17 protein-coding genes are annotated in these 19,439 nt (G+C 55.7%); 12 read left to right on the forward strand and 5 right to left on the reverse strand.

What is annotated here, in order from left to right; genetic code table 11:
• Positions 1-75 precede the first annotated feature (75 nt).
• A complete protein-coding gene (gene pspG, locus ABOC97_RS20640) occupies positions 76-315 on the forward strand; it encodes an envelope stress response protein PspG (protein ID WP_349601365.1) in 240 nt (79 codons plus the stop codon).
• A 172-nt stretch (positions 316-487) separates the two neighbouring features.
• On the opposite strand, the gene ABOC97_RS20645 is transcribed toward pspG, so the two are convergent.
• The gene (locus tag ABOC97_RS20645) at positions 488-1,471 is read right to left on the reverse strand and encodes a quinone oxidoreductase (protein WP_349601367.1); all 984 of its coding nucleotides are present in this window, start codon (positions 1,469-1,471) and stop codon (positions 488-490) included.
• A gap of 63 nt (positions 1,472-1,534) precedes the next feature.
• Between ABOC97_RS20645 and dnaB the strand changes: the two genes are divergently transcribed.
• The 5 genes from dnaB (at position 1,535) to ABOC97_RS20670 (ending at position 6,869) form a co-directional block, all read left to right on the forward strand.
• Positions 1,535-2,950 carry a replicative DNA helicase gene (gene dnaB / locus ABOC97_RS20650; RefSeq protein ID WP_234502122.1) on the forward strand — a complete coding sequence of 472 codons (1,416 nt, stop codon included), beginning with the start codon at positions 1,535-1,537 and terminating at the stop codon, positions 2,948-2,950.
• Between the two features lie 47 nt (positions 2,951-2,997).
• A complete protein-coding gene (gene alr / locus ABOC97_RS20655; RefSeq protein WP_349601369.1) occupies positions 2,998-4,077 on the forward strand; it encodes an alanine racemase in 1,080 nt (359 codons plus the stop codon).
• Positions 4,078-4,279: 202 nt separating this feature from the next.
• Positions 4,280-5,473, forward strand: a complete 1,194-nt coding sequence (gene tyrB / locus ABOC97_RS20660; RefSeq protein WP_349601371.1) for an aromatic amino acid transaminase — start codon at positions 4,280-4,282, stop codon at positions 5,471-5,473.
• 198 nt (positions 5,474-5,671) lie between these two features.
• Positions 5,672-6,385 (forward strand): acid phosphatase AphA, encoded by a 714-nt coding sequence (gene aphA, locus ABOC97_RS20665; RefSeq protein WP_349601373.1) that lies wholly within the window; start codon positions 5,672-5,674, stop codon positions 6,383-6,385.
• Positions 6,386-6,515: 130 nt separating this feature from the next.
• A complete protein-coding gene (locus ABOC97_RS20670; RefSeq protein WP_234502119.1) occupies positions 6,516-6,869 on the forward strand; it encodes an MmcQ/YjbR family DNA-binding protein in 354 nt (117 codons plus the stop codon).
• Here ABOC97_RS20670 and uvrA read toward each other — a convergent pair whose 3' ends face one another.
• Positions 6,870-9,695, reverse strand: coding sequence for an excinuclease ABC subunit UvrA (gene uvrA / locus ABOC97_RS20675; RefSeq protein ID WP_349601375.1), 2,826 nt, complete (start codon positions 9,693-9,695; stop codon positions 6,870-6,872). It lies immediately after the preceding gene.
• A 252-nt stretch (positions 9,696-9,947) separates the two neighbouring features.
• On the opposite strand from uvrA, the gene ssb1 reads away from it, so the two are divergent.
• From ssb1 to ABOC97_RS20695, 4 genes are all read left to right on the forward strand, one after another.
• Complete coding sequence (gene ssb1, locus ABOC97_RS20680) at positions 9,948-10,478, forward strand: single-stranded DNA-binding protein SSB1 (RefSeq protein ID WP_349601377.1); 531 nt, start codon at positions 9,948-9,950, stop codon at positions 10,476-10,478.
• Positions 10,479-10,720: 242 nt separating this feature from the next.
• Positions 10,721-12,328: a gamma-glutamyltransferase family protein gene (locus ABOC97_RS20685; RefSeq protein WP_349601379.1), complete on the forward strand. Its 1,608-nt coding sequence runs from the start codon at positions 10,721-10,723 to the stop codon at positions 12,326-12,328.
• Positions 12,329-12,375: 47 nt separating this feature from the next.
• Positions 12,376-13,680 carry an oxalate/formate MFS antiporter gene (oxlT, locus tag ABOC97_RS20690; protein WP_349601381.1) on the forward strand — a complete coding sequence of 435 codons (1,305 nt, stop codon included), beginning with the start codon at positions 12,376-12,378 and terminating at the stop codon, positions 13,678-13,680.
• Between the two features lie 23 nt (positions 13,681-13,703).
• Entirely contained in the window at positions 13,704-14,402 is a 699-nt protein-coding gene (locus ABOC97_RS20695) for a GntR family transcriptional regulator (protein WP_349601382.1), read from the forward strand.
• A 79-nt stretch (positions 14,403-14,481) separates the two neighbouring features.
• Here ABOC97_RS20695 and ABOC97_RS20700 read toward each other — a convergent pair whose 3' ends face one another.
• The 3 genes from ABOC97_RS20700 to soxS form a co-directional block, all read right to left on the reverse strand.
• On the reverse strand, positions 14,482-15,990 hold the full coding sequence (locus ABOC97_RS20700; protein WP_349601384.1) for an MltF family protein: 1,509 nt from the start codon (positions 15,988-15,990) through the stop codon (positions 14,482-14,484).
• Between the two features lie 139 nt (positions 15,991-16,129).
• Positions 16,130-16,411 (reverse strand): YjcB family protein, encoded by a 282-nt coding sequence (locus ABOC97_RS20705; RefSeq protein WP_052281844.1) that lies wholly within the window; start codon positions 16,409-16,411, stop codon positions 16,130-16,132.
• A gap of 258 nt (positions 16,412-16,669) precedes the next feature.
• Positions 16,670-16,999 (reverse strand): superoxide response transcriptional regulator SoxS, encoded by a 330-nt coding sequence (gene soxS / locus ABOC97_RS20710; RefSeq protein WP_052281845.1) that lies wholly within the window; start codon positions 16,997-16,999, stop codon positions 16,670-16,672.
• Between the two features lie 87 nt (positions 17,000-17,086).
• Between soxS and soxR the strand changes: the two genes are divergently transcribed.
• Positions 17,087-17,545, forward strand: coding sequence for a redox-sensitive transcriptional activator SoxR (gene soxR, locus ABOC97_RS20715; protein ID WP_052281846.1), 459 nt, complete (start codon positions 17,087-17,089; stop codon positions 17,543-17,545).
• Positions 17,546-17,952: 407 nt separating this feature from the next.
• The gene (locus ABOC97_RS20720) at positions 17,953-19,302 is read left to right on the forward strand and encodes an NCS2 family permease (RefSeq protein WP_052281847.1); all 1,350 of its coding nucleotides are present in this window, start codon (positions 17,953-17,955) and stop codon (positions 19,300-19,302) included.
• Positions 19,303-19,439 lie beyond the last annotated feature (137 nt).

Here is a 19,439-nt window from a genome sequence, read left to right on the forward strand (position 1 = left end):
TAATTCAATAGGTTAATTTTGGCACGGTTTTTGTAATAGTTCAGCCAGATAAGTGTGAATTCTGGGAGAGCGACCATGCTGGAACTACTATTTGTGATTGGATTTTTTGTCATGCTGCTGGTCACGGGCATTTCGCTGCTCGGTATTATTGCCGCGCTGGTGGTGGCGACGGTACTGATGTTTGTCGGCGGTCTGTTTGCGCTGATGATAAAGCTTCTACCGTGGCTGCTGTTGGCAGTGGTGGCGGTGTGGATCGTTCGGGCGATTAATTCACCGAAAAAACAGACCTGGCGCGACAACTACCGGAGGTATTGAGGGATTCGTCACAACCTCAAAAATTTTGCATAAAACGCCGTAGGATTCGCGTAAAAAATCTGTCACTATGGCTGGCGTTAACGAATTCATCGAGCTGTACCCTACATACAGCCGAACTAAAAAAAGAAAGGGCTTCCTACGGGAAGCCCTAGTCTTTTGTGCCGCAGAATCTCTACGGGATCAGCAGGCTTGATCCCTGAGTTGCCCGGCTCTCCAGAATCTCATGCGCGCGTCGCGCCTCTTTCAGCGGGTATTTCTGGCTCGCAGCCACATCCACTTTAATGATCCCGCTGGCAATCAGTGAAAACAGCTCGTGGCTGGCTTCTTTCAGTTCGTCATAGGTCGTGATGTAGCCGTTGAGAGAAGGGCGTGTTACGAACAGTGAGCCTTTTTGATTGAGAATGCCCAGGTTAACGCCGGTCACCGGACCGGAGGAGTTACCAAAGCTGACCATCAGGCCACGGCGCTGCAAGCAGTCGAGTGACGCTTCCCAGGTATCTTTGCCAACCGAGTCGTACACCACCGGCAGCTTTTTGCCGCCGGTGATAGCTTTCACCCGCTCGGCAATATTTTCATCACGATAGTTAATCACCTGCCAGGCTCCGGCCTGTAGCGCACGCTGCGCTTTCTCAGCGCTGCCGACCGTACCAATTAGCTTCGCCCCCAGCGCTTTTGCCCACTGGCAGGCAATCAGCCCGACGCCGCCTGCGGCCGCATGAAACAGAAACGGTTCGCCGGGTTTGATTTCATAGGTTTTGCGCAGCAGATAAAAGACCGTTAGGCCTTTGAGGAATGAGGCCGCAGCTTGTTCGTAAGAAATTGCCGACGGAAGCAGGGCAACTTTGTCCGCCGCGACGTTATGCACCGAACTGTAGGCCCCAAGCCCTGACTGCGCGTAAACCACGCGATCGCCCGCCTTGATATGCTTAACGTTGCTGCCTACCTGGCTGACCACGCCCGCAGCTTCTGTGCCCAAACCGCTTGGCATCGACGGCGGCGGGTAAAGGCCGCTGCGAATATAGGTATCGATATAGTTAATGCCGATAGCTTTGTTTTCCACCTGCACTTCATTTTCAGCAGGGGCGTTGGGGGTGAATTCGACGGCGTTTAGCACTTCAGGGCCGCCATGTTTGCTAAATTCAATACGGGTTGCCATGCTTCCTCCAGAACAATGTGGTAATCTTTCGACCCACTCTTTATCTCGGTAATACCATTCACTATGGCAGCAAATAAACCCTTCAACAAACCTCAAACCGAAGCTCGCGAACGCGATTTTCAGGTTGCGGGTCTGAAAGTACCGCCGCACTCGATTGAAGCGGAACAATCGGTGTTGGGCGGTTTAATGTTGGATAACGAGCGCTGGGACGATGTCGCCGAGCGCGTGGTCTCCGATGATTTCTATACGCGTCCGCACCGCCACATCTTTACTGAGATGGGGCGTTTGCAAGAAGGTGGCAGCCCAATTGACCTGATAACGCTCGCGGAATCGCTGGAGCGACAGGGGCAACTGGACAGCGTCGGTGGTTTTGCCTATCTGGCCGAGCTATCAAAAAATACGCCAAGTGCGGCGAACATTAGCGCTTACGCCGATATCGTTCGTGAACGTGCCGTTGTTCGCGAGATGATTGCGGTCGCCAATGAAATCGCGGAAGCCGGTTTTGACCCGCAGGGGCGCACCAGCGAAGATCTGCTGGATTTGGCTGAGTCCCGGGTATTTAAAATCGCTGAAAGCCGCGCTAACAAAGACGAAGGCCCGCGAAACATCACCGAAGTGCTCGATGCCACCGTGGCGCGTATTGAACAGCTTTTCCAGCAGCCGCACGATGGCGTCACCGGCGTGAATACCGGTTATGACGACCTCAACAAAAAGACCGCCGGCTTGCAGCCGTCGGATTTGATTATCGTCGCGGCGCGTCCGTCGATGGGTAAAACGACATTTGCGATGAACCTCGTCGAAAATGCGGCGATGTTGCAGGATAAACCGGTACTGATCTTCAGTCTTGAGATGCCATCTGAGCAGATTATGATGCGTTCCCTGGCGTCTCTGTCGCGCGTTGACCAGACCCGAATTCGTACCGGCCAGCTCGATGACGAGGACTGGGCGCGTATCTCCGGCACCATGGGGATCCTGCTGGAAAAACGGAACATCTATATCGATGACTCCTCCGGCCTGACGCCGACGGAAGTGCGCTCCCGTGCGCGTCGTATCGCCCGTGAACACGGCGGTATTGGTCTTATCATGATCGACTACCTCCAACTGATGCGCGTGCCGTCTCTTTCCGATAACCGTACGCTGGAAATCGCGGAAATTTCCCGTTCTCTCAAAGCGTTGGCCAAAGAATTGCACGTGCCGGTGGTAGCGCTGTCGCAGCTTAACCGCTCCCTGGAACAACGTGCGGATAAACGCCCGGTCAACTCCGACCTGCGTGAATCTGGCTCCATCGAGCAGGATGCCGACTTAATCATGTTCATCTATCGTGATGAGGTTTATCACGAAAACAGTGACTTAAAAGGCATCGCCGAGATTATTATCGGTAAACAGCGTAACGGCCCAATCGGTACGGTACGCCTGACCTTTAATGGTCAGTGGTCGCGTTTCGATAACTACGCAGGCCCGCAGTACGACGACGAATAACAACACTGAATCAGGTCATTCAAGCAAACACTTATCAAGGAACACAAATGCAAGCGGCAACTGTAGTCATTAACCGCCGCGCTCTGCGACACAACCTGCAACGTCTGCGTGAGCTGGCACCTGCCAGCAAGCTGGTTGCGGTGGTGAAAGCGAACGCTTACGGACACGGCCTCCTCGAGACCGCGCGAACGCTCCCCGACGCCGATGCTTTTGGCGTTGCCCGTCTTGAAGAGGCCCTGCGCCTGCGTGACGGCGGCATCACTCAGCCGATCCTGCTGCTGGAAGGCTTCTTCAACGCCACGGACCTGCCGACCATCTCGACGCAGCAGCTGCATACCGCCGTGCACAACATTGAGCAGCTTGAAGCGCTGGAAACCGCCGATCTGAGCGAGCCCGTCACCGTGTGGATGAAACTGGATACCGGCATGCACCGCCTGGGCGTTCGCCCGGAGGAAGCCGAAGCTTTCTATCAGCGCCTGAGCCAGTGCAAAAACGTCCGTCAACCGGTGAATATCGTCAGCCACTTTGCCCGCGCCGACGAACCGGATTGTGGGGCGACGGAACGCCAGCTGGATATCTTCAATACCTTTACCGAAGGCAAGCCGGGGCTGCGTTCTATCGCCGCTTCCGGCGGCATTCTGCTATGGCCGCAGTCGCATTTTGACTGGGCGCGCCCGGGCATTATTCTCTACGGCGTATCGCCGCTGGAGCAAAAGCCGTGGGGCCCGGATTTTGGCATGCAGCCGGTGATGTCACTGACTTCTAGCCTGATTGCGGTACGTGAGCACAAAGCCGGTGAAGCGGTCGGATACGGCGGTACCTGGATTAGCGAGCGTGATACCCGCCTTGGCGTGGTGGCGATGGGCTATGGCGATGGTTATCCTCGCGCAGCGCCATCCGGAACGCCGGTGCTGGTGAACGGCCGTGAAGTGCCGATTGTTGGTCGCGTGGCGATGGATATGATTTGCGTCGATTTAGGGCCTGAAGCGGAAGACAAAACCGGCGATACGGTGATCATGTGGGGTCAGGGGCTGCCGGTTGAGCGCATCGCTGAAATCACGAAAGTGAGTGCTTACGAACTTATTACCCGCCTGACTTCGCGGGTGGCGATGAAATATATCGATTAAGCGTTATCCGGCAGTGTGCAGAGTAATCGTCGGATGGCGCTGCGCTTATCCGACCTACAGCCCGTATTGACTGTAGGCCGGATAAGGCGTTTACGCCGCCACCCGGTAATATTCACCCCACCGTAAAACTACCTCTCGACCTTCCGCAGCATCCGGTTTATTGTGTTATTTCCTGCCTTCTGTAAACCTGGAGAACCATCGCGTGTTTCAAAAAGTTGACGCCTATGCGGGCGACCCCATTCTTTCATTAATGGAACGCTTCAAAGAAGATCCGCGCAGCGACAAAGTTAACCTCAGCATCGGCCTGTACTACAACGAAGACGGCATCATTCCGCAGCTGCAAGCGGTGGCGAAAGCCGAAGCGCATCTGAACGCACAGCCGCACGGCGCGTCTTTGTATCTGCCGATGGAAGGGCTTAACAGCTATCGTCACACCGTGGCACCGCTGCTGTTTGGCGCGGACAACCCGGTTCTCCAGCAACAGCGCGTGGCGACCATTCAAACTCTCGGCGGCTCCGGCGCACTGAAGGTTGGCGCGGATTTCCTCAAGCGCTACTTCCCGGACTCCGGCGTGTGGGTCAGCGACCCGACGTGGGAAAACCATATCGCGATTTTTGAAGGTGCGGGCTTTATCGTCGGTACCTACCCGTGGTTCGACAGCGAAACCAACGGCGTGCGCGTGGATGCGCTGCTGGAAAAACTCAACACGCTGCCCGCGCGCAGCATCGTGCTGCTGCATCCGTGCTGCCATAACCCAACCGGTGCCGACCTTACGCCTGCGCAGTGGGACGCGGTGGTTGAGGTGCTGAAGGCCCGTGAACTGATTCCATTCCTCGATATCGCTTATCAAGGTTTTGGCGCAGGTATGGATGAGGACGCCTACGCGATCCGCGCGATTGCCGCGGCCGGGCTGCCTGCGCTGGTCAGCAACTCGTTCTCCAAAATCTTCTCGCTGTACGGTGAGCGCGTCGGCGGTCTGTCGATTATCTGTGAAGATAACGAAACCGCGCTGCGCGTGCTGGGTCAGCTGAAAGCGACGGTGCGTCGTAACTACTCCAGCCCGCCGAACTTCGGGGCGCAGGTGGTGGCAGCGGTGCTGGGCGATGCAGAGCTGAAAGCCAACTGGCTGGCGGAAGTGGAAGGAATGCGTACGCGTATTCTGGAAATGCGTCAGGCGCTGGTCAACGTGCTGAAAGAAGAGATGCCGAACGGCAATTTCGACTATCTGCTCAAGCAACGCGGGATGTTTAGCTACACCGGCCTGAGTGCGCAACAGGTTGACAGACTGCGCGATGAGTTCGGTGTTTACCTGATCGCCAGCGGCCGTATGTGCGTGGCTGGGCTCAACAGCCGGAACGTTCAGCGCGTAGCCAAAGCGTTTGCCGCAGTAATGTAAGTATGTGCTCACTCTGGCTCTAAGGTAAGCGCTGAGCCAGAGTGTTTTCCCGAAATCAAAACGTGATCCCCTTACTTTTTCTGGGATTATTCTTAGATAATCCTTCCTTTCATCGACCTCAGACGGTAAGGTCGCAGTGCTTTGTTTAAAGCACGACTGACTCTAAAACAATAACGAATCGACGAATTAAGGGAAAACATGCGCAAGATTACGCAAGCTCTCAGTGCCGTCTGCTTGTTATTTGCACTGAATACTTCGGTGACGGCCCATGCGTCGTCTCCCTCTCCGCTGTACCCTGGCACCGATGTGGCGAAACTTGCCGAGCAAGCGCCTATCCACTGGGTTTCCGTGGCACAGATTGAAAATAGTCTGCTTGGCCATCCGCCGATGGCCGTCGGTTTTGATATCGACGATACCGTGCTGTTTTCCAGCCCCGGTTTCTGGCGTGGGCAAAAGAACTACTCGCCGAACAGCCAGGATTACCTGAAAAACCCGGAATTCTGGGAAAAGATGAACAACGGCTGGGATGCTTTTAGTATCCCGAAAGAGGTCGCGCGTTCGTTGATTGCGATGCACGTGAAGCGCGGCGACAGCATCTATTTTGTGACCGGCCGTAGCCCGACCAAAACCGAAACAGTCTCCAAAACGCTGCAGGATGATTTCCTGATCCCGGCTGCGAGCATGAATCCGGTGATTTTTGCCGGCGACCATCCGGGGCAGAACAGCAAAACGCAGTGGCTAAAAGAGAAGAATATTCGGGTGTTTTATGGTGATTCGGATAACGACATCACCGCCGCGCGTGAAGCCGGTGCCCGAGGGATCCGCGTGCTGCGCGCCTCCAACTCTACTTACCGACCGCTGCCGCAGGCTGGCGCTTTTAATGAAGAAGTGATCGTTAACTCCGAGTACTGAGCGCCCTACCAAGAAATGATGCTTTTTTAGGCAAAATAATGCGCTGGAAGGTTTAACCTTTCGGCGTCTTGTTGCACACTGAAGGTGATGATTTTTTGCACAGGTGGCGGTAACACAAAGGAGTATAACGATGACCAGCTCGGATCTTCTGCTGTACTGCATGGCTAAGCGTGGCGCGGAACAGAGCGTGCACAGCGACTGGAAGGCAACTCAGATTAAAGTGGCCGACGTGCTTTTCGCGATGGTAAAGGATGTGGAAGACCGCCCGGCGGTGTCGCTGAAAACCAGCCCCGAACTGGCAGATCTGCTGCGTCAGCAGCATAGCGATGTACGTCCAAGTCGCCATCTTAATAAAGCGCACTGGAGTACGGTTTATCTCGACGGTTCGCTGCCTAATTCACAGATTTACTATCTGGTCGATGCCTCGTATAAGCTGGCGGTAGAACTGCTGCCGGAAACGCTCCGACAGCAGATGTACTCGTAATTACGACAGCAGCGGCTTCAGGAAGCGCGCGGTGTGCGATGCTTCGCAGTTAGCCACCGTTTCCGGGGTGCCGGAAACGAGGATTTCACCGCCGCCGCTACCGCCTTCCGGACCGAGGTCGACAATCCAGTCGGCCGTCTTAATGACGTCCAGATTGTGCTCAATTACCACGATGGTATTGCCCTGATCCCGAAGCTGATGCAGTACTTCCAGCAACTGCTGGATATCGGCAAAGTGCAGACCGGTGGTCGGCTCATCCAGAATGTACAGCGTTTGGCCGGTACCGCGTTTTGACAGCTCGCGCGCCAGCTTCACGCGCTGGGCTTCGCCGCCGGACAGCGTGGTCGCCGACTGACCAAGACGGATGTAGGTCAGACCCACATCCATCAGGGTTTGCAGCTTACGCGCCAGCGCTGGTACCGCATCGAAGAACTCACGAGCCTCTTCGATGGTCATATCCAGTACTTCGTGGATAGTTTTGCCTTTGTACTTAATTTCCAGCGTTTCGCGGTTATAGCGTTTGCCTTTGCACTGGTCGCACGGCACGTAGATATCCGGCAGGAAGTGCATTTCAACTTTGATAACCCCATCGCCCTGACAGGCTTCACAGCGCCCGCCGCGGACGTTAAAGCTAAAGCGTCCCGGCGTATAGCCACGTGAACGTGATTCCGGAACACCCGCAAACAGCTCGCGCACCGGGGTGAAGACGCCGGTATAGGTAGCCGGGTTAGATCGCGGAGTACGGCCGATTGGGCTCTGGTCGATATCGATAACTTTATCGAAATGTTCCAGCCCCTGAACGTCACGATACGGCGCCGGTTCGGCAATGGTTGCGCCGTTCAACTGGGTCTGCGCAATCGGGAACAGGGTGTCGTTAATCAGCGTTGATTTACCTGAGCCGGAAACGCCGGTGATGCAGGTAAACAGACCGACTGGCAGCGTCAGAGTCACGTCTTTCAGGTTGTTGCCCGTAGCGCCGGTCAGCTTAAGCACTTTTTCCGGATCGGCCGGAACGCGATTTTTCGGTACTTCAATTTTGCGTTTACCGCTCATGAACTGCCCGGTTAACGACTCTGGCACCGCCATAATGTCGTCCAGCGTCCCTTCGGCAACCACCTGGCCGCCGTGTACACCTGCGCCTGGGCCGATATCGATAACGTGGTCGGCGGCGCGAATCGCATCTTCATCGTGCTCAACCACAATCACCGTGTTGCCGAGGTTACGCAGGTGAACCAGCGTCCCCAGCAGACGTTCGTTGTCGCGCTGGTGCAGGCCGATTGACGGCTCATCCAGCACGTACATCACGCCTACCAGCCCGGCACCAATTTGGCTGGCCAGACGAATACGTTGCGCTTCGCCGCCGGAGAGGGTTTCCGCCGAACGAGAAAGGGTGAGATAGTTCAGGCCGACGTTCACCAGGAACTTCAGGCGATCGCCAATCTCTTTCAGTACTTTCTCGGCAATTTGTGCCCGTTGACCGGCCAGCTTCAGGTTGGTGAAGAAGTCCAGCGCGTGGCCGATGCTCATGTCGGAGATGGTTGGCAGCGGCGTGTTTTCAACGTACACATGGCGCGCTTCCCGACGCAGGCGCGTACCGTCACAGCTAGTGCAGGAGCGGTTGCTGATGAATTTCGCCAGCTCTTCGCGGACCGCACTCGATTCCGTTTCCTTATAGCGGCGCTCCATATTATGCAGCACGCCTTCGAACGGATGGCGGCGCACGGAGGTGTCGCCACGGTCGTTGATGTATTTGAATTCAATCGATTCTTTGCCCGAACCGTACAGAATCGCCTTCTGTGCGACCGCGCCGAGGCTGTCCCACGGTGCTTCAATATCAAACTGGTAGTGTTCCGCCAGCGATTTCAGCATCTGGAAATAATAGAAGTTGCGGCGATCCCAGCCGCGAATCGCGCCACCGGCAAGCGACAGTTCAGGATTCTGGATCACGCGGTCGGGGTCGAAATACTGCTGTACGCCCAGGCCGTCACAGGTTGGGCAGGCGCCGGCCGGGTTGTTGAACGAGAACAGGCGCGGTTCGAGCTCGCGCATGCTGTAGCCGCAGATTGGGCAGGCGAAGTTGGCGGAGAACAGCAGCTCTTCCGCTTTCGGGTCGTCCATGTCGGAGACCACCGCCGTACCGCCGGAGAGCTCCAGCGCGGTTTCAAACGATTCCGCCAGGCGCTGTGACAAATCGTCGCGGACTTTAAAGCGGTCGATGACCACTTCAATGGTATGTTTCTTTTGCAGTTCAAGCTTCGGCGGATCGGACAGGTCGCAGACTTCACCATCGATACGCGCGCGGATATAGCCCTGGCTTGCCAGGTTCTCCAGCGTTTTGGTGTGCTCGCCCTTACGCTCTTTGATGATCGGTGCCAGCAGCATCAGGCGCTTGCCTTCCGGCTGCGACAGCACGTTATCGACCATCTGGCTGACGGTTTGAGCCGCCAGCGGCACGTCGTGATCCGGACAGCGGGGTTCACCGACGCGAGCGTACAGCAGACGCAGATAGTCGTGAATTTCGGTGATGGTACCGACGGTAGAACGCGGGTTGTGTGAGGTCGACTTTTGCTCAATGGAGATAGCCGGCGACAGCCCTTCAATATGATCGACGTCCGGCTTTTCCATCAGCGACAGGAACTGGCGCGCATAGGCAGAAAGCGATTCTACGTAGCGACGCTGCCCCTCGGCGTAGAGGGTGTCGAAAGCCAATGAAGATTTACCAGACCCAGATAACCCGGTCACGACAATCAGTTTGTCGCGAGGGATGACGAGGTTGATGTTTTTGAGATTATGGGTGCGGGCGCCCCGAACTTCGATCTTATCCATTCACCTTTCCCGGTAGAAGATACACGGATTGCCTGGTTTGTTAGAAGGACAAACGGCAGAAACGGCTAATTATGACACAACTTAACCTGAATGAATATACAGTATTGGAATGCCGATTCGTGTGTCTGATGAAAAATTGCATAGCGACGAGATGTTTACCGGAATCTGTATCGTAGCTATCAAAATACCGTCTGGAAATGATACACTCGCGCGTTTACACTTAATCAAGAATCGTATTCAGGAGAGACAATCATGGCCAGCAGAGGCGTAAACAAGGTGATTCTCGTCGGTAATCTGGGCCAGGACCCGGAAGTACGCTACATGCCGAATGGTGGCGCAGTTGCCAACATTACGCTGGCTACTTCCGAATCCTGGCGTGATAAAGCGACCGGTGAAATGAAAGAGCAGACCGAATGGCACCGCGTTGTGCTGTTTGGCAAGCTGGCGGAAGTTGCGGGTGAATACCTGCGTAAAGGCTCTCAGGTCTACATCGAAGGCCAGCTGCGTACTCGCAAATGGACCGATCAGGCCGGTGCAGAAAAATACACCACTGAAGTGGTGGTTAACGTCGGTGGCACCATGCAGATGCTCGGTGGCCGTCAGGGCGGCGGCGCATCAGCAGGTGGCGGTCAGCAACAGCAGCAGGGCGGTTGGGGTCAGCCTCAGCAGCCACAGGGCGGCAACCAGTTCAGCGGCGGCGCGCAGTCTCGCCCGCAGCAGCAGTCCGCTCCGGCACCGTCTAACGAACCGCCAATGGACTTCGACGACGACATCCCATTCTAAGACTAGCGCTTCGCTAACCTGGAATATGAAACCCTGCTTCGGCAGGGTTTTTTGTTTATCCCTCCCGCTGAATTGCGCACCATGAACCCACATCGGCACCGTTTCGGTGCGTGCATTGCCCGCCAAAAAAAATCACTCAAAGCAGCTTCATCTCGTAACATTCAGATAAATAAAGAAAATGATAACTGGCACGGTTTGTGCCTACATTGATGTATACACTCATGTAGGCAAGGTGACCGGCAATGACTCAGTACCAATCAGCAAAATGTATGCAGGGGATGGCCGTGGCGCCGCACTCGCTGGCTGCGGAAAGCGCGGTAGCGGTGCTGCGCGATGGCGGCAACGCGGTTGAAGCGATGGTTGCGGCGGCAGCCACCATTGCCGTGGTCTACCCGCACATGAATGGCATTGGCGGCGATGGCTTTTGGTTGATTTCTACGCCGGGGCAAGAGCCGGTGGCGATTCAGGCCTGCGGGTTTGCGGCAGAAAAAGCGAGCCTCGATTTTTACCGTCAGGCTGGCTATCAACAAATTCCCGTGCGCGGGCCGCTGGCGGCCAACACCGTGGCTGGAACGGTATCCGGCTGGGACCTGGCGCTAGCGTGGGCTGAGCAAAATACGGCGAATAAACCTCTTCCTTTGCCTCGGCTGTTAAAAGATGCCATCCACTACGCGCGTCGGGGCGTACCGGTTTCGCCTGGCCTACATCAGCAAATCACCTCGCGGCTGGATCAGCTGCGTCAGCATCCCGGTTTTTGCAGCCTGTTTGCCCCGACTGGCAAAGCGTTAGATGTGAATGAACTGCTGCTGCAACCCGCGCTGGCAAACACGCTTGAGCGATTGGCGACCAATGGATTGGCGGATTTCTATCATGGTGAAACCGCGCGGTTGATGAGCACTGAGCTGGAGGCCGCAGGGAGCCTGCTGCGTTTTACTGACTTTGACCGCTTCCGGGCTTTACAGGTGAAACCGCTGGCGCTGCAAACCGATGTGGGAACGGTCTATAACCTGCCGCCGCCGTCGCAGGGACTGGTGTCATTGCTCATCACCGGCATTCTTGAACAGCAGCGTAAAAAGGGCGTGATAACTGACGAGGCCGACTTTATTCATCAGTGCGTGGAGGCCACCAAGCTGGCCTTTAACTTGCGCGATAGCCATATCACCGATCCCGCCCACATGACGCTCGATCCGCAGTCCTTACTGACCGCCGACAGTATTCGCGAGCTGAGCGCGCAGATCGTCGTCGATCGCGCGTTGCCGTGGGGCAAAGGACGCGGCCCGGCCGATACCATCTGGATGGGGGTTATCGATGGATCGGGGACCGCCGTCAGCTTTATCCAGAGCATTTACCACGAGTTTGGCAGCGCGGTGATCCTGCCGGACAGCGGCGTCATCTGGCAAAACCGCGGCAGCAGCTTCTCGCTGGATCCGAACGCGACCAACCCGCTACAACCGGGGCGACTACCGTTTCATACCCTCAACCCTGCGCTGGCGCGACTCGCCGACGGCGGCGTGCTGGTTTACGGCAGCATGGGCGGCGACGGGCAACCGCAGACGCTGGCGGCGGTCTTCGACCGTATCGTCTACCAGAATATGACGCCTCAGGCGGCCATCACCGCCCCGCGCTGGCTCCTCGGCCGCACCTGGGGTGAAAGCAGCGACACTCTCAAGATTGAAAGCCGTCATAGAGCGGCGACTACCGACACCCTCAAACAGTACGGCCATGACGTCGAGATCTACCCCCCTTATGACGACCTCATGGGGCATGCCGGAGCTATCCTCCGGCATCGCAACGGCATGCTGGAAGGTGGCAGCGACCCACGCAGTGACGGCGGTGTAGCCCGCTGGTAACCCCAGCTTTTTCCAAAAGAAACATTGCAGGAATGATGAGGTGCGCGATGCGCACCCGCTTTCTGGCGACCTTTTTTCGTCTATTGGAGCGTAATATGACCGTTCTTAGAGAACCTTTGGTAGCGCCAAAATTTGGCAAATGGACGCAGCTTATCCTCGGCCTTATCTGCATGGCATCCATCTCCAGCCCGCAGTATGTCTGGACATTGTTAACCAAACCGCTGACCGAAAAGCTGGGCGTAGGATTACCCGAATTGCAGGTAACGTTCTCGCTGCTGATTATTCTGCAGACCTTCTTTTCGCCGTTCCAGGGGCGTCTGGTGGAACGCTTTGGCCCGCGTCTGCTGATCTCTATCGGTACCGTGATGGCCGGGTTGAGCTGGGTGCTTTCCGCGCATATTAACGGCCTGGTGGCGCTGTATCTGGTATATGGCTGTATTGGCGGCTTGGGCACCGGGATTGTCTATATTGGCGTGGTGGGGCTGATGGTGAAATGGTTCCCGCAAAATCGCGGTTTTGCCGCCGGCGCCGTCGCGGCTGGATACGGAATGGGGGCGATTTTAACCACTTTCCCCATTGCGATTTCGCTGGGCAGCTATGGCCTTGAGCAGACGATGACGGTGTTTGGTCTGATTTTTGCCGCCGTTGGCCTGCTGGCAAGTCAGGGGTTAAGCCTGCCGCCGAGCATGGCGGCGATGCCGGTCAGTAGCAAAGTTGCGCAAAGCACTCGCCAGTTCAATTCGCGGGAGATGCTACGCCAGCCGCTGTTCTGGCTGATGTTTGCGATGATGGCGATGATGTCGACTTCCGGCTTGATGGTGACGTCACAAATGGCGGTGTTTGCGGAGGACTTTGGCATCAGTAAAGCGGTGGTGTTCGGCATGGCGGCGCTGCCGCTGGCACTGACCATCGATCGTTTTACCAACGGCTTAACGCGCCCGCTGTTTGGGTTTATCTCCGACCGCTACGGCCGGGAGAAAACCATGTTTATCGCCTTTGCGCTGGAAGGCTGCGCGATGACGCTGTGGTTGGCCTGCCGTGAAGATCCGCTGCTGTTTGTGCTGCTCTCCGGCGTGGTGTTTTTCGGCTGGGGTGAAATTTTCTCCCTGTTCCCATCTACATTAACCGATACCTTTGGCAGCGAACATGCCGCCTCTAACTACGGCTGGCTGTATATTTCACAGGGCATTGGCTCCATTTTTGGTGGGCCACTGGCGGCGCTGCTGTATCAACACACGCAGGGTTGGCACGTGGTCTTTGGCTGTGCGATAGCCCTTGATTTCATCACTGCCGGGCTGGCACTGTGTGTATTAAAACCCTGGCGTGCGCGGTTTATCCGCCAGCATAGCTAATTGCGGAGTATTCCATGACGGCAATGACATCTGAACCCACGCCGCTGCTGGCACATTCGGAACGTGTCTACCTGCAGCTGCGGCAGGAAATTTACCAGTTCGTTCTCCTGCCCGGCGACCGCTTTACCGAGGTGGACATTGCCCGTCGCCTGGGATGCTCCCGCACGCCGGTACGTGAAGCGCTGCTGCTGCTGCAAAATGAAGGTCTGGTACGGCGCTGTTTGCGTAACGGCTGGGAAGTCTTCCCGATCGATTTCGACGTGTATGAGGATCTCTATGAGACGCGTGCGCTGATCGAGATGAATTCGGTCAGAAGCCTGTGCAGCTCGCCATCACCGAAGGTCAACCGGGATGTGCTGGCGAGCCTCAAGGCTATTTGGGTGGTTGCGCCGGAAGCTCAACTTCTGGAGTGCGATAATATCGCCTCTTTAGATGAGCAGTTTCACATCGCCCTGACCGAGGCGGCGGGCAACCGGGAATTGGCCACGATCCTGACCAACATCACCAACCGTATCCGCATCATGCGTCGGCTCGACTTTGAATATGAAACGCGAATCGCGCAAACCTACAAGGAACACGCGGAACTGCTGGACGCCATTGAGCAGCGGGATGAGGAGCGGGCCGTGGCGCTGATCTCTGCGCACATCAAGGATGCATACAAAGGTGCTAGCACCATTACGCTGCGCCGTTTGCAGGGCGTTCGCGCGCAGCACATACGTTAATCGCGGCAGGGCAGCCGTTTTGCTGCCATCCGGTAGAGTTGAAAATGCCGGATGGCGCAGCGCTTATCAGGATGGTCGGTCAGGCACTTTTATCGACCGCCGGTAAAATCGGCGGTTTTCCCGTCGCCGTTCGCTTACGGTTCATTTCGTCGAGAATCAGTCGATAAGCGATGTAATATTTATAGATATTACTGACGTAGGTTACCGTTTCGGCGCCAATCTTTTCGGCGGCGAGATTCTCCACGTTGCCAAACCAGATATTGGGGTCAAAGCCGCGTTTTTGAGTTTCGGCCCGAAGGCGAGCGATACGCGCAGGGCCGGCATTGTAGGAGGCGAACGAGAACAAGGCTTTGTCCAACTGGGTCATCGGTTGGTCGCCGTAGTAACGGTCGATCATCCAGCGCATATATTTCACCCCAGCGTGAATGTTCGGGTCGAGCTGCTTGATATCGCCGACCTTCAGCTCTTTACCGGTTTTTGGCATTACCTGCATTACGCCGATAGCACCGACATGGCTACGCACCGACTGATCGAGCCTCGACTCCTGGTAGCCCTGAGCGGCCATCAGCAGCCAGTCGACGTCGTAACGATCGCCGTATTTCCTGAACACCTCGACCATTTTCAAAAACTTGCGCCGCTCTTTTTCGGCGGCGGCATTTTTGACGTATTTGGCGCTTTTCAGATAGCGCAGCAGCAGCGTGTTCCCCAGCGTGCTGCCCTGGCGATGGTCTTTCACAAAGTGATTCAACTCGGCCAGCAGCAATGGATTGTCTTTGCGGACGGCCCAGGCGATGCTGCCGTCATCGCGCAGTACCACATCCTCATGCACCGTAATTTTCGGGAAAACCTGTTTCCAGAATAGCGCTTTGTGGCGATCGACCACGGTCAACGGAATCAGTCCGGCGTTGAGCATCTCCAGCAGGTCTTCATCTTCCAGCGCTTCAGGGGCGGGTTTGATAATCACCGGGGACCGTTTTTCTTTGCTTAAACGTGCGTTAAGGGCCAGCAGGCTCTCGTAATAGCTTGATGACTGACGAACAAATACCGTTTTACCGGAGAGATCGTCCACGCTTTTCACCGTCGGCGAGCCGGGGCCGGAGATCAGTAGCTCCTGAATCCCGTTATAGAGTGGGTCGGTGAAGGCGACCTCCTTTTGGCGTGCGGACGTGATGGTCAGGTTAGCCGCCGCGATATCCCCTTTACCCTCATTCAGCGCGGTAAACAGCGTGTCCCGGGTGACCGGCACAAAGATAATGCGCACTTTCAAATGGCGCTGTTTGAGCTTTTTATCTTTGGCTAATTGCGCATTCAGGCTGCGCTCGTACGCCGCAAAAATATCGTGGGTTGCCCCGCGCTGTTGGCCTTTGCTAATGAAAAAGAACGTCTTACTGTAGGTTGTTAAGACCCGAATCACTCGTCGGTCAAGCATGCCGGGAAGGTCGCCTTTCCAGGGTTGCATGATGCTCTCGGTATTGACCTCCAGCGTATCGGATGCCTCCTCTTTTTCCGGGGCGGCGTAGACAGGGAAGGTTAACAGCAGGGCGCTAAGGCAAGGGATAAGGAAGCGATGAAAAGGGATGGCGTTCATGGTGCGGCACTCCGCAAGGCGCATCCTCTAATTTTAGTCGAGCGATACTAAAAAACCTGGCATCGTCAGGTTTTTTTCGCACCGGATTCAGGCAATAAAAAACCCCGATAAATCGGGGTTCATGCACGGTGGTCGGCGCTTAGTACATCGCGACAGGCCATTCCGGCGGCGCGTGGCTCATGACTTCAACCATCACATCTTTGATATTGTTCAGGATGGTGCTGATATCGACCAGCGTAATACCCAGCAACCCCGTCGCAAACCAACAGGCTGCTGCGACACCCAGCATCCCGCTGATGACCGCCAGCCCGGCGTAGTCTGATTTACGAAGTTGAATTTTCAGGGTACTGGCGATAAACATCAGTACCGCGCTGGTTAACGGCCAGCGTAACAGCGCGACGCCCGCGGTAATGGAAACCATGAGACCATATCCTCAAAGATAAACAAGACATTGCCCTGACAGCGCATTGTTTATTGAGGCCCGGGGCGCTCTGGCTATCTGGAGGCATTCAAAACTGAGATGAAACAGCGTTCCTGTTTCAATCGATAGTGTGAACTATATCACATTTGGCGTTTTATTCACCAGAGGCTGGCGCAGGATTTTTGTCAACATATTAACCATATTTATTGTATGGTTTTGTTGCTGTCGCGCAGGCGCAGCGACAGCAATCGGAAGGCGTTAAGCGGAGATTTGGTGACGATAGTCCGTTGGCGTGCGGTCGAACTCGCGGCGGAATACGCGCGAGAAAGTTTGCTGCGAGACATAGCCAAGATCCATGGCGATATCAAATATCGGGCGCTGGGTGGTGCGGAGCGCTTCTGCTGCCAGCAGCAGACGGCGTTGGCGAATGTAATCTCCCAGCGTCTGATGCATCACGGTGCGGAACATCCGCTGCAGGTACCACTTCGAATAGCCTGATTTTTTCGCCACGATATCGATATTAAGCGGTTGCTCGATATGTTCATCAATCCATTCAATTAGCGTCTGAATAATTTCCCGATGGGACATAAGGCTCTCCCCGTTGTCTATTTTTGCGTCGATTTCTGTTCTGCTGGCGAGTATAATTCCTCAAGTTAACTTGAGGTAAAGCGGATTATGGAAAAAAAATCGACGCGCATAAAAACGTTACTTTCACCCGGCGATGTAGCGAAACGAACTGGCGTTGCGGTATCGGCGTTACATTTTTATGAGAGCAAAGGTCTTATTCGTAGCACAAGAAATAGCGGTAATCAGCGGCGCTACAAGCGCGATGTTCTACGCTACGTGGCGATAATCAAAATCGCTCAGCGGCTGGGCATTCCGCTATCGACCATCGGCGACTCTTTTAGCGTTCTGCCGGAAAACCATACTCTGGGGCCGAAAGACTGGAAGCATTTCACCACCCAGTGGCGCGAAGAGCTGGATAAACGTATTCACGCCATGGAAGCGCTGCGCGATCAGTTGAACGGCTGCATTGGCTGCGGCTGCATGTCGCTGCGCGATTGCCCGTTGCGTAACCCTGGTGATAAGTTGGGCGAAGAGGGCACCGGCGCGCGCCTATTGGAAGACGAATAGCCTACCGCGATCTCCATCCGGGGATTGCGACATTTTTGCCATAGAATTGTTGCCAGATTGCGCATTCACGATAACGTTTGCGCATGGCTTGACCATTTCTTCATCGGCAATCGTTAATTTTGATTAAGCAGGGCAAACTTCTGTTGAAAAAGAGGGTATAAAAGCCAGATAATCGTTTGCCTCAAATTTTCGGACGCATCTTACGTCGAAAATGACCTGGCTCACCTCATTGCGCAGCCGCGTCAATGAGGAATCCGATTCTCGTTTTGTCTGCGCGGAGTTAATCGTTTGCTTTTTTGTGGCTCCCCTATTGCCGCAACGTAGCACATGGAGATGACGCTTAGCTGGCAGTGGATGTTCCACCACGCAGACCAACGAATGATAAAAACTCTCAGGGGATGTTTTCTATGTCTACGCCTTCAGCGCGTACCGGCGGTTCGTTAGACGCCTGGTTTAAAATTTCTGCACGTGGTAGCTCCGTTCGTCAGGAGGTTGTCGCCGGTCTTACGACTTTCCTGGCGATGGTTTACTCGGTTATCGTGGTTCCAGGAATGCTGGGTAAAGCCGGTTTCCCGCCAGCGGCAGTGTTCGTGGCAACCTGTCTGGTTGCCGGTGTGGGTTCTATCGTGATGGGGCTGTGGGCGAACCTGCCTTTAGCTATTGGCTGCGCCATTTCACTGACCGCCTTCACCGCGTTTAGCCTGGTTCTGGGCCAGCAGATCAGTATTCCGGTTGCCCTGGGTGCCGTATTCCTGATGGGCGTGCTGTTCACCGTCATCTCCGCTTCCGGGATTCGTAGCTGGATTTTGCGCAATCTGCCGCAGGGCATTGCGCACGGTACCGGCATCGGTATTGGCCTGTTCCTGCTGCTGATCGCGGCAAACGGCGTGGGCATGGTCGTTAAGAACCCAATCGACGGTCTGCCGGTGGCGCTGGGTCAGTTCGACAGCTTCCCGGTGATCATGACGCTGATTGGTCTGGCGATGATTATCGGCCTGGAGAAAATGAAGGTTCCAGGCGGGATTCTGCTGACCATCATCGGTGTCTCCATTGTGGGCCTGATTTTCGACCCGAACGTGCACTTCTCCGGTATCTTCGCTATGCCGTCGCTGAGCGATGAGAACGGCCACTCGCTGATCGGCAGCCTGGATATTATGGGCGCGCTGAATCCTGTGGTTCTGCCAAGCGTTCTGGCGCTGGTAATGACCGCGGTGTTTGATGCCACCGGGACTATCCGTGCGGTAGCCGGCCAGGCAAACCTGCTGGATAAAGACGGCCAGATCATCAACGGCGGTAAAGCGCTGACCACCGACTCCCTGAGCAGCGTGTTCTCAGCGGTGGTAGGTGCGGCTCCGGCAGCGGTTTATATTGAATCCGCAGCGGGTACGGCGGCAGGTGGCAAAACCGGTTTAACCGCCGTCACCGTTGGCGTGCTGTTCCTGCTGATTCTGTTCCTCTCCCCGCTGTCTTATCTGGTTCCTGGCTACGCCACCGCTCCGGCGCTGATGTACGTCGGCCTGTTGATGCTGAGCAACGTGGCGCGTATCGATTTCAACGACTTCGTTGATGCGATGTCTGGCCTTATCACCGCGGTGATGATCGTCCTGACTTGTAACATCGTTACCGGCATCATGATCGGCTTCGCGACGCTGGTTATCGGCCGCGTGGTCTCCGGTGAATGGCGCAAGCTGAACATCGGTACCGTGGTGATCGCCGCTGCGCTGGTTATCTTCTACGCGGGCGGCTGGGCGATTTAATCTCGTCATCGCCGTCTAAAAACCCGCCAACCGGCGCAATGCCGATCAGTTAAGGATCGGTTGACCGATCCTTAATCTGCGGCACTATAACGGCTTCCATAACAGGGAGCCGTTTTCTTATGCCACTTCTCAACGAC

This window comes from Kluyvera huaxiensis (assembly GCF_040149365.1).
GTDB classification, from domain to species: domain Bacteria; phylum Pseudomonadota; class Gammaproteobacteria; order Enterobacterales; family Enterobacteriaceae; genus Kluyvera; species Kluyvera intermedia_A.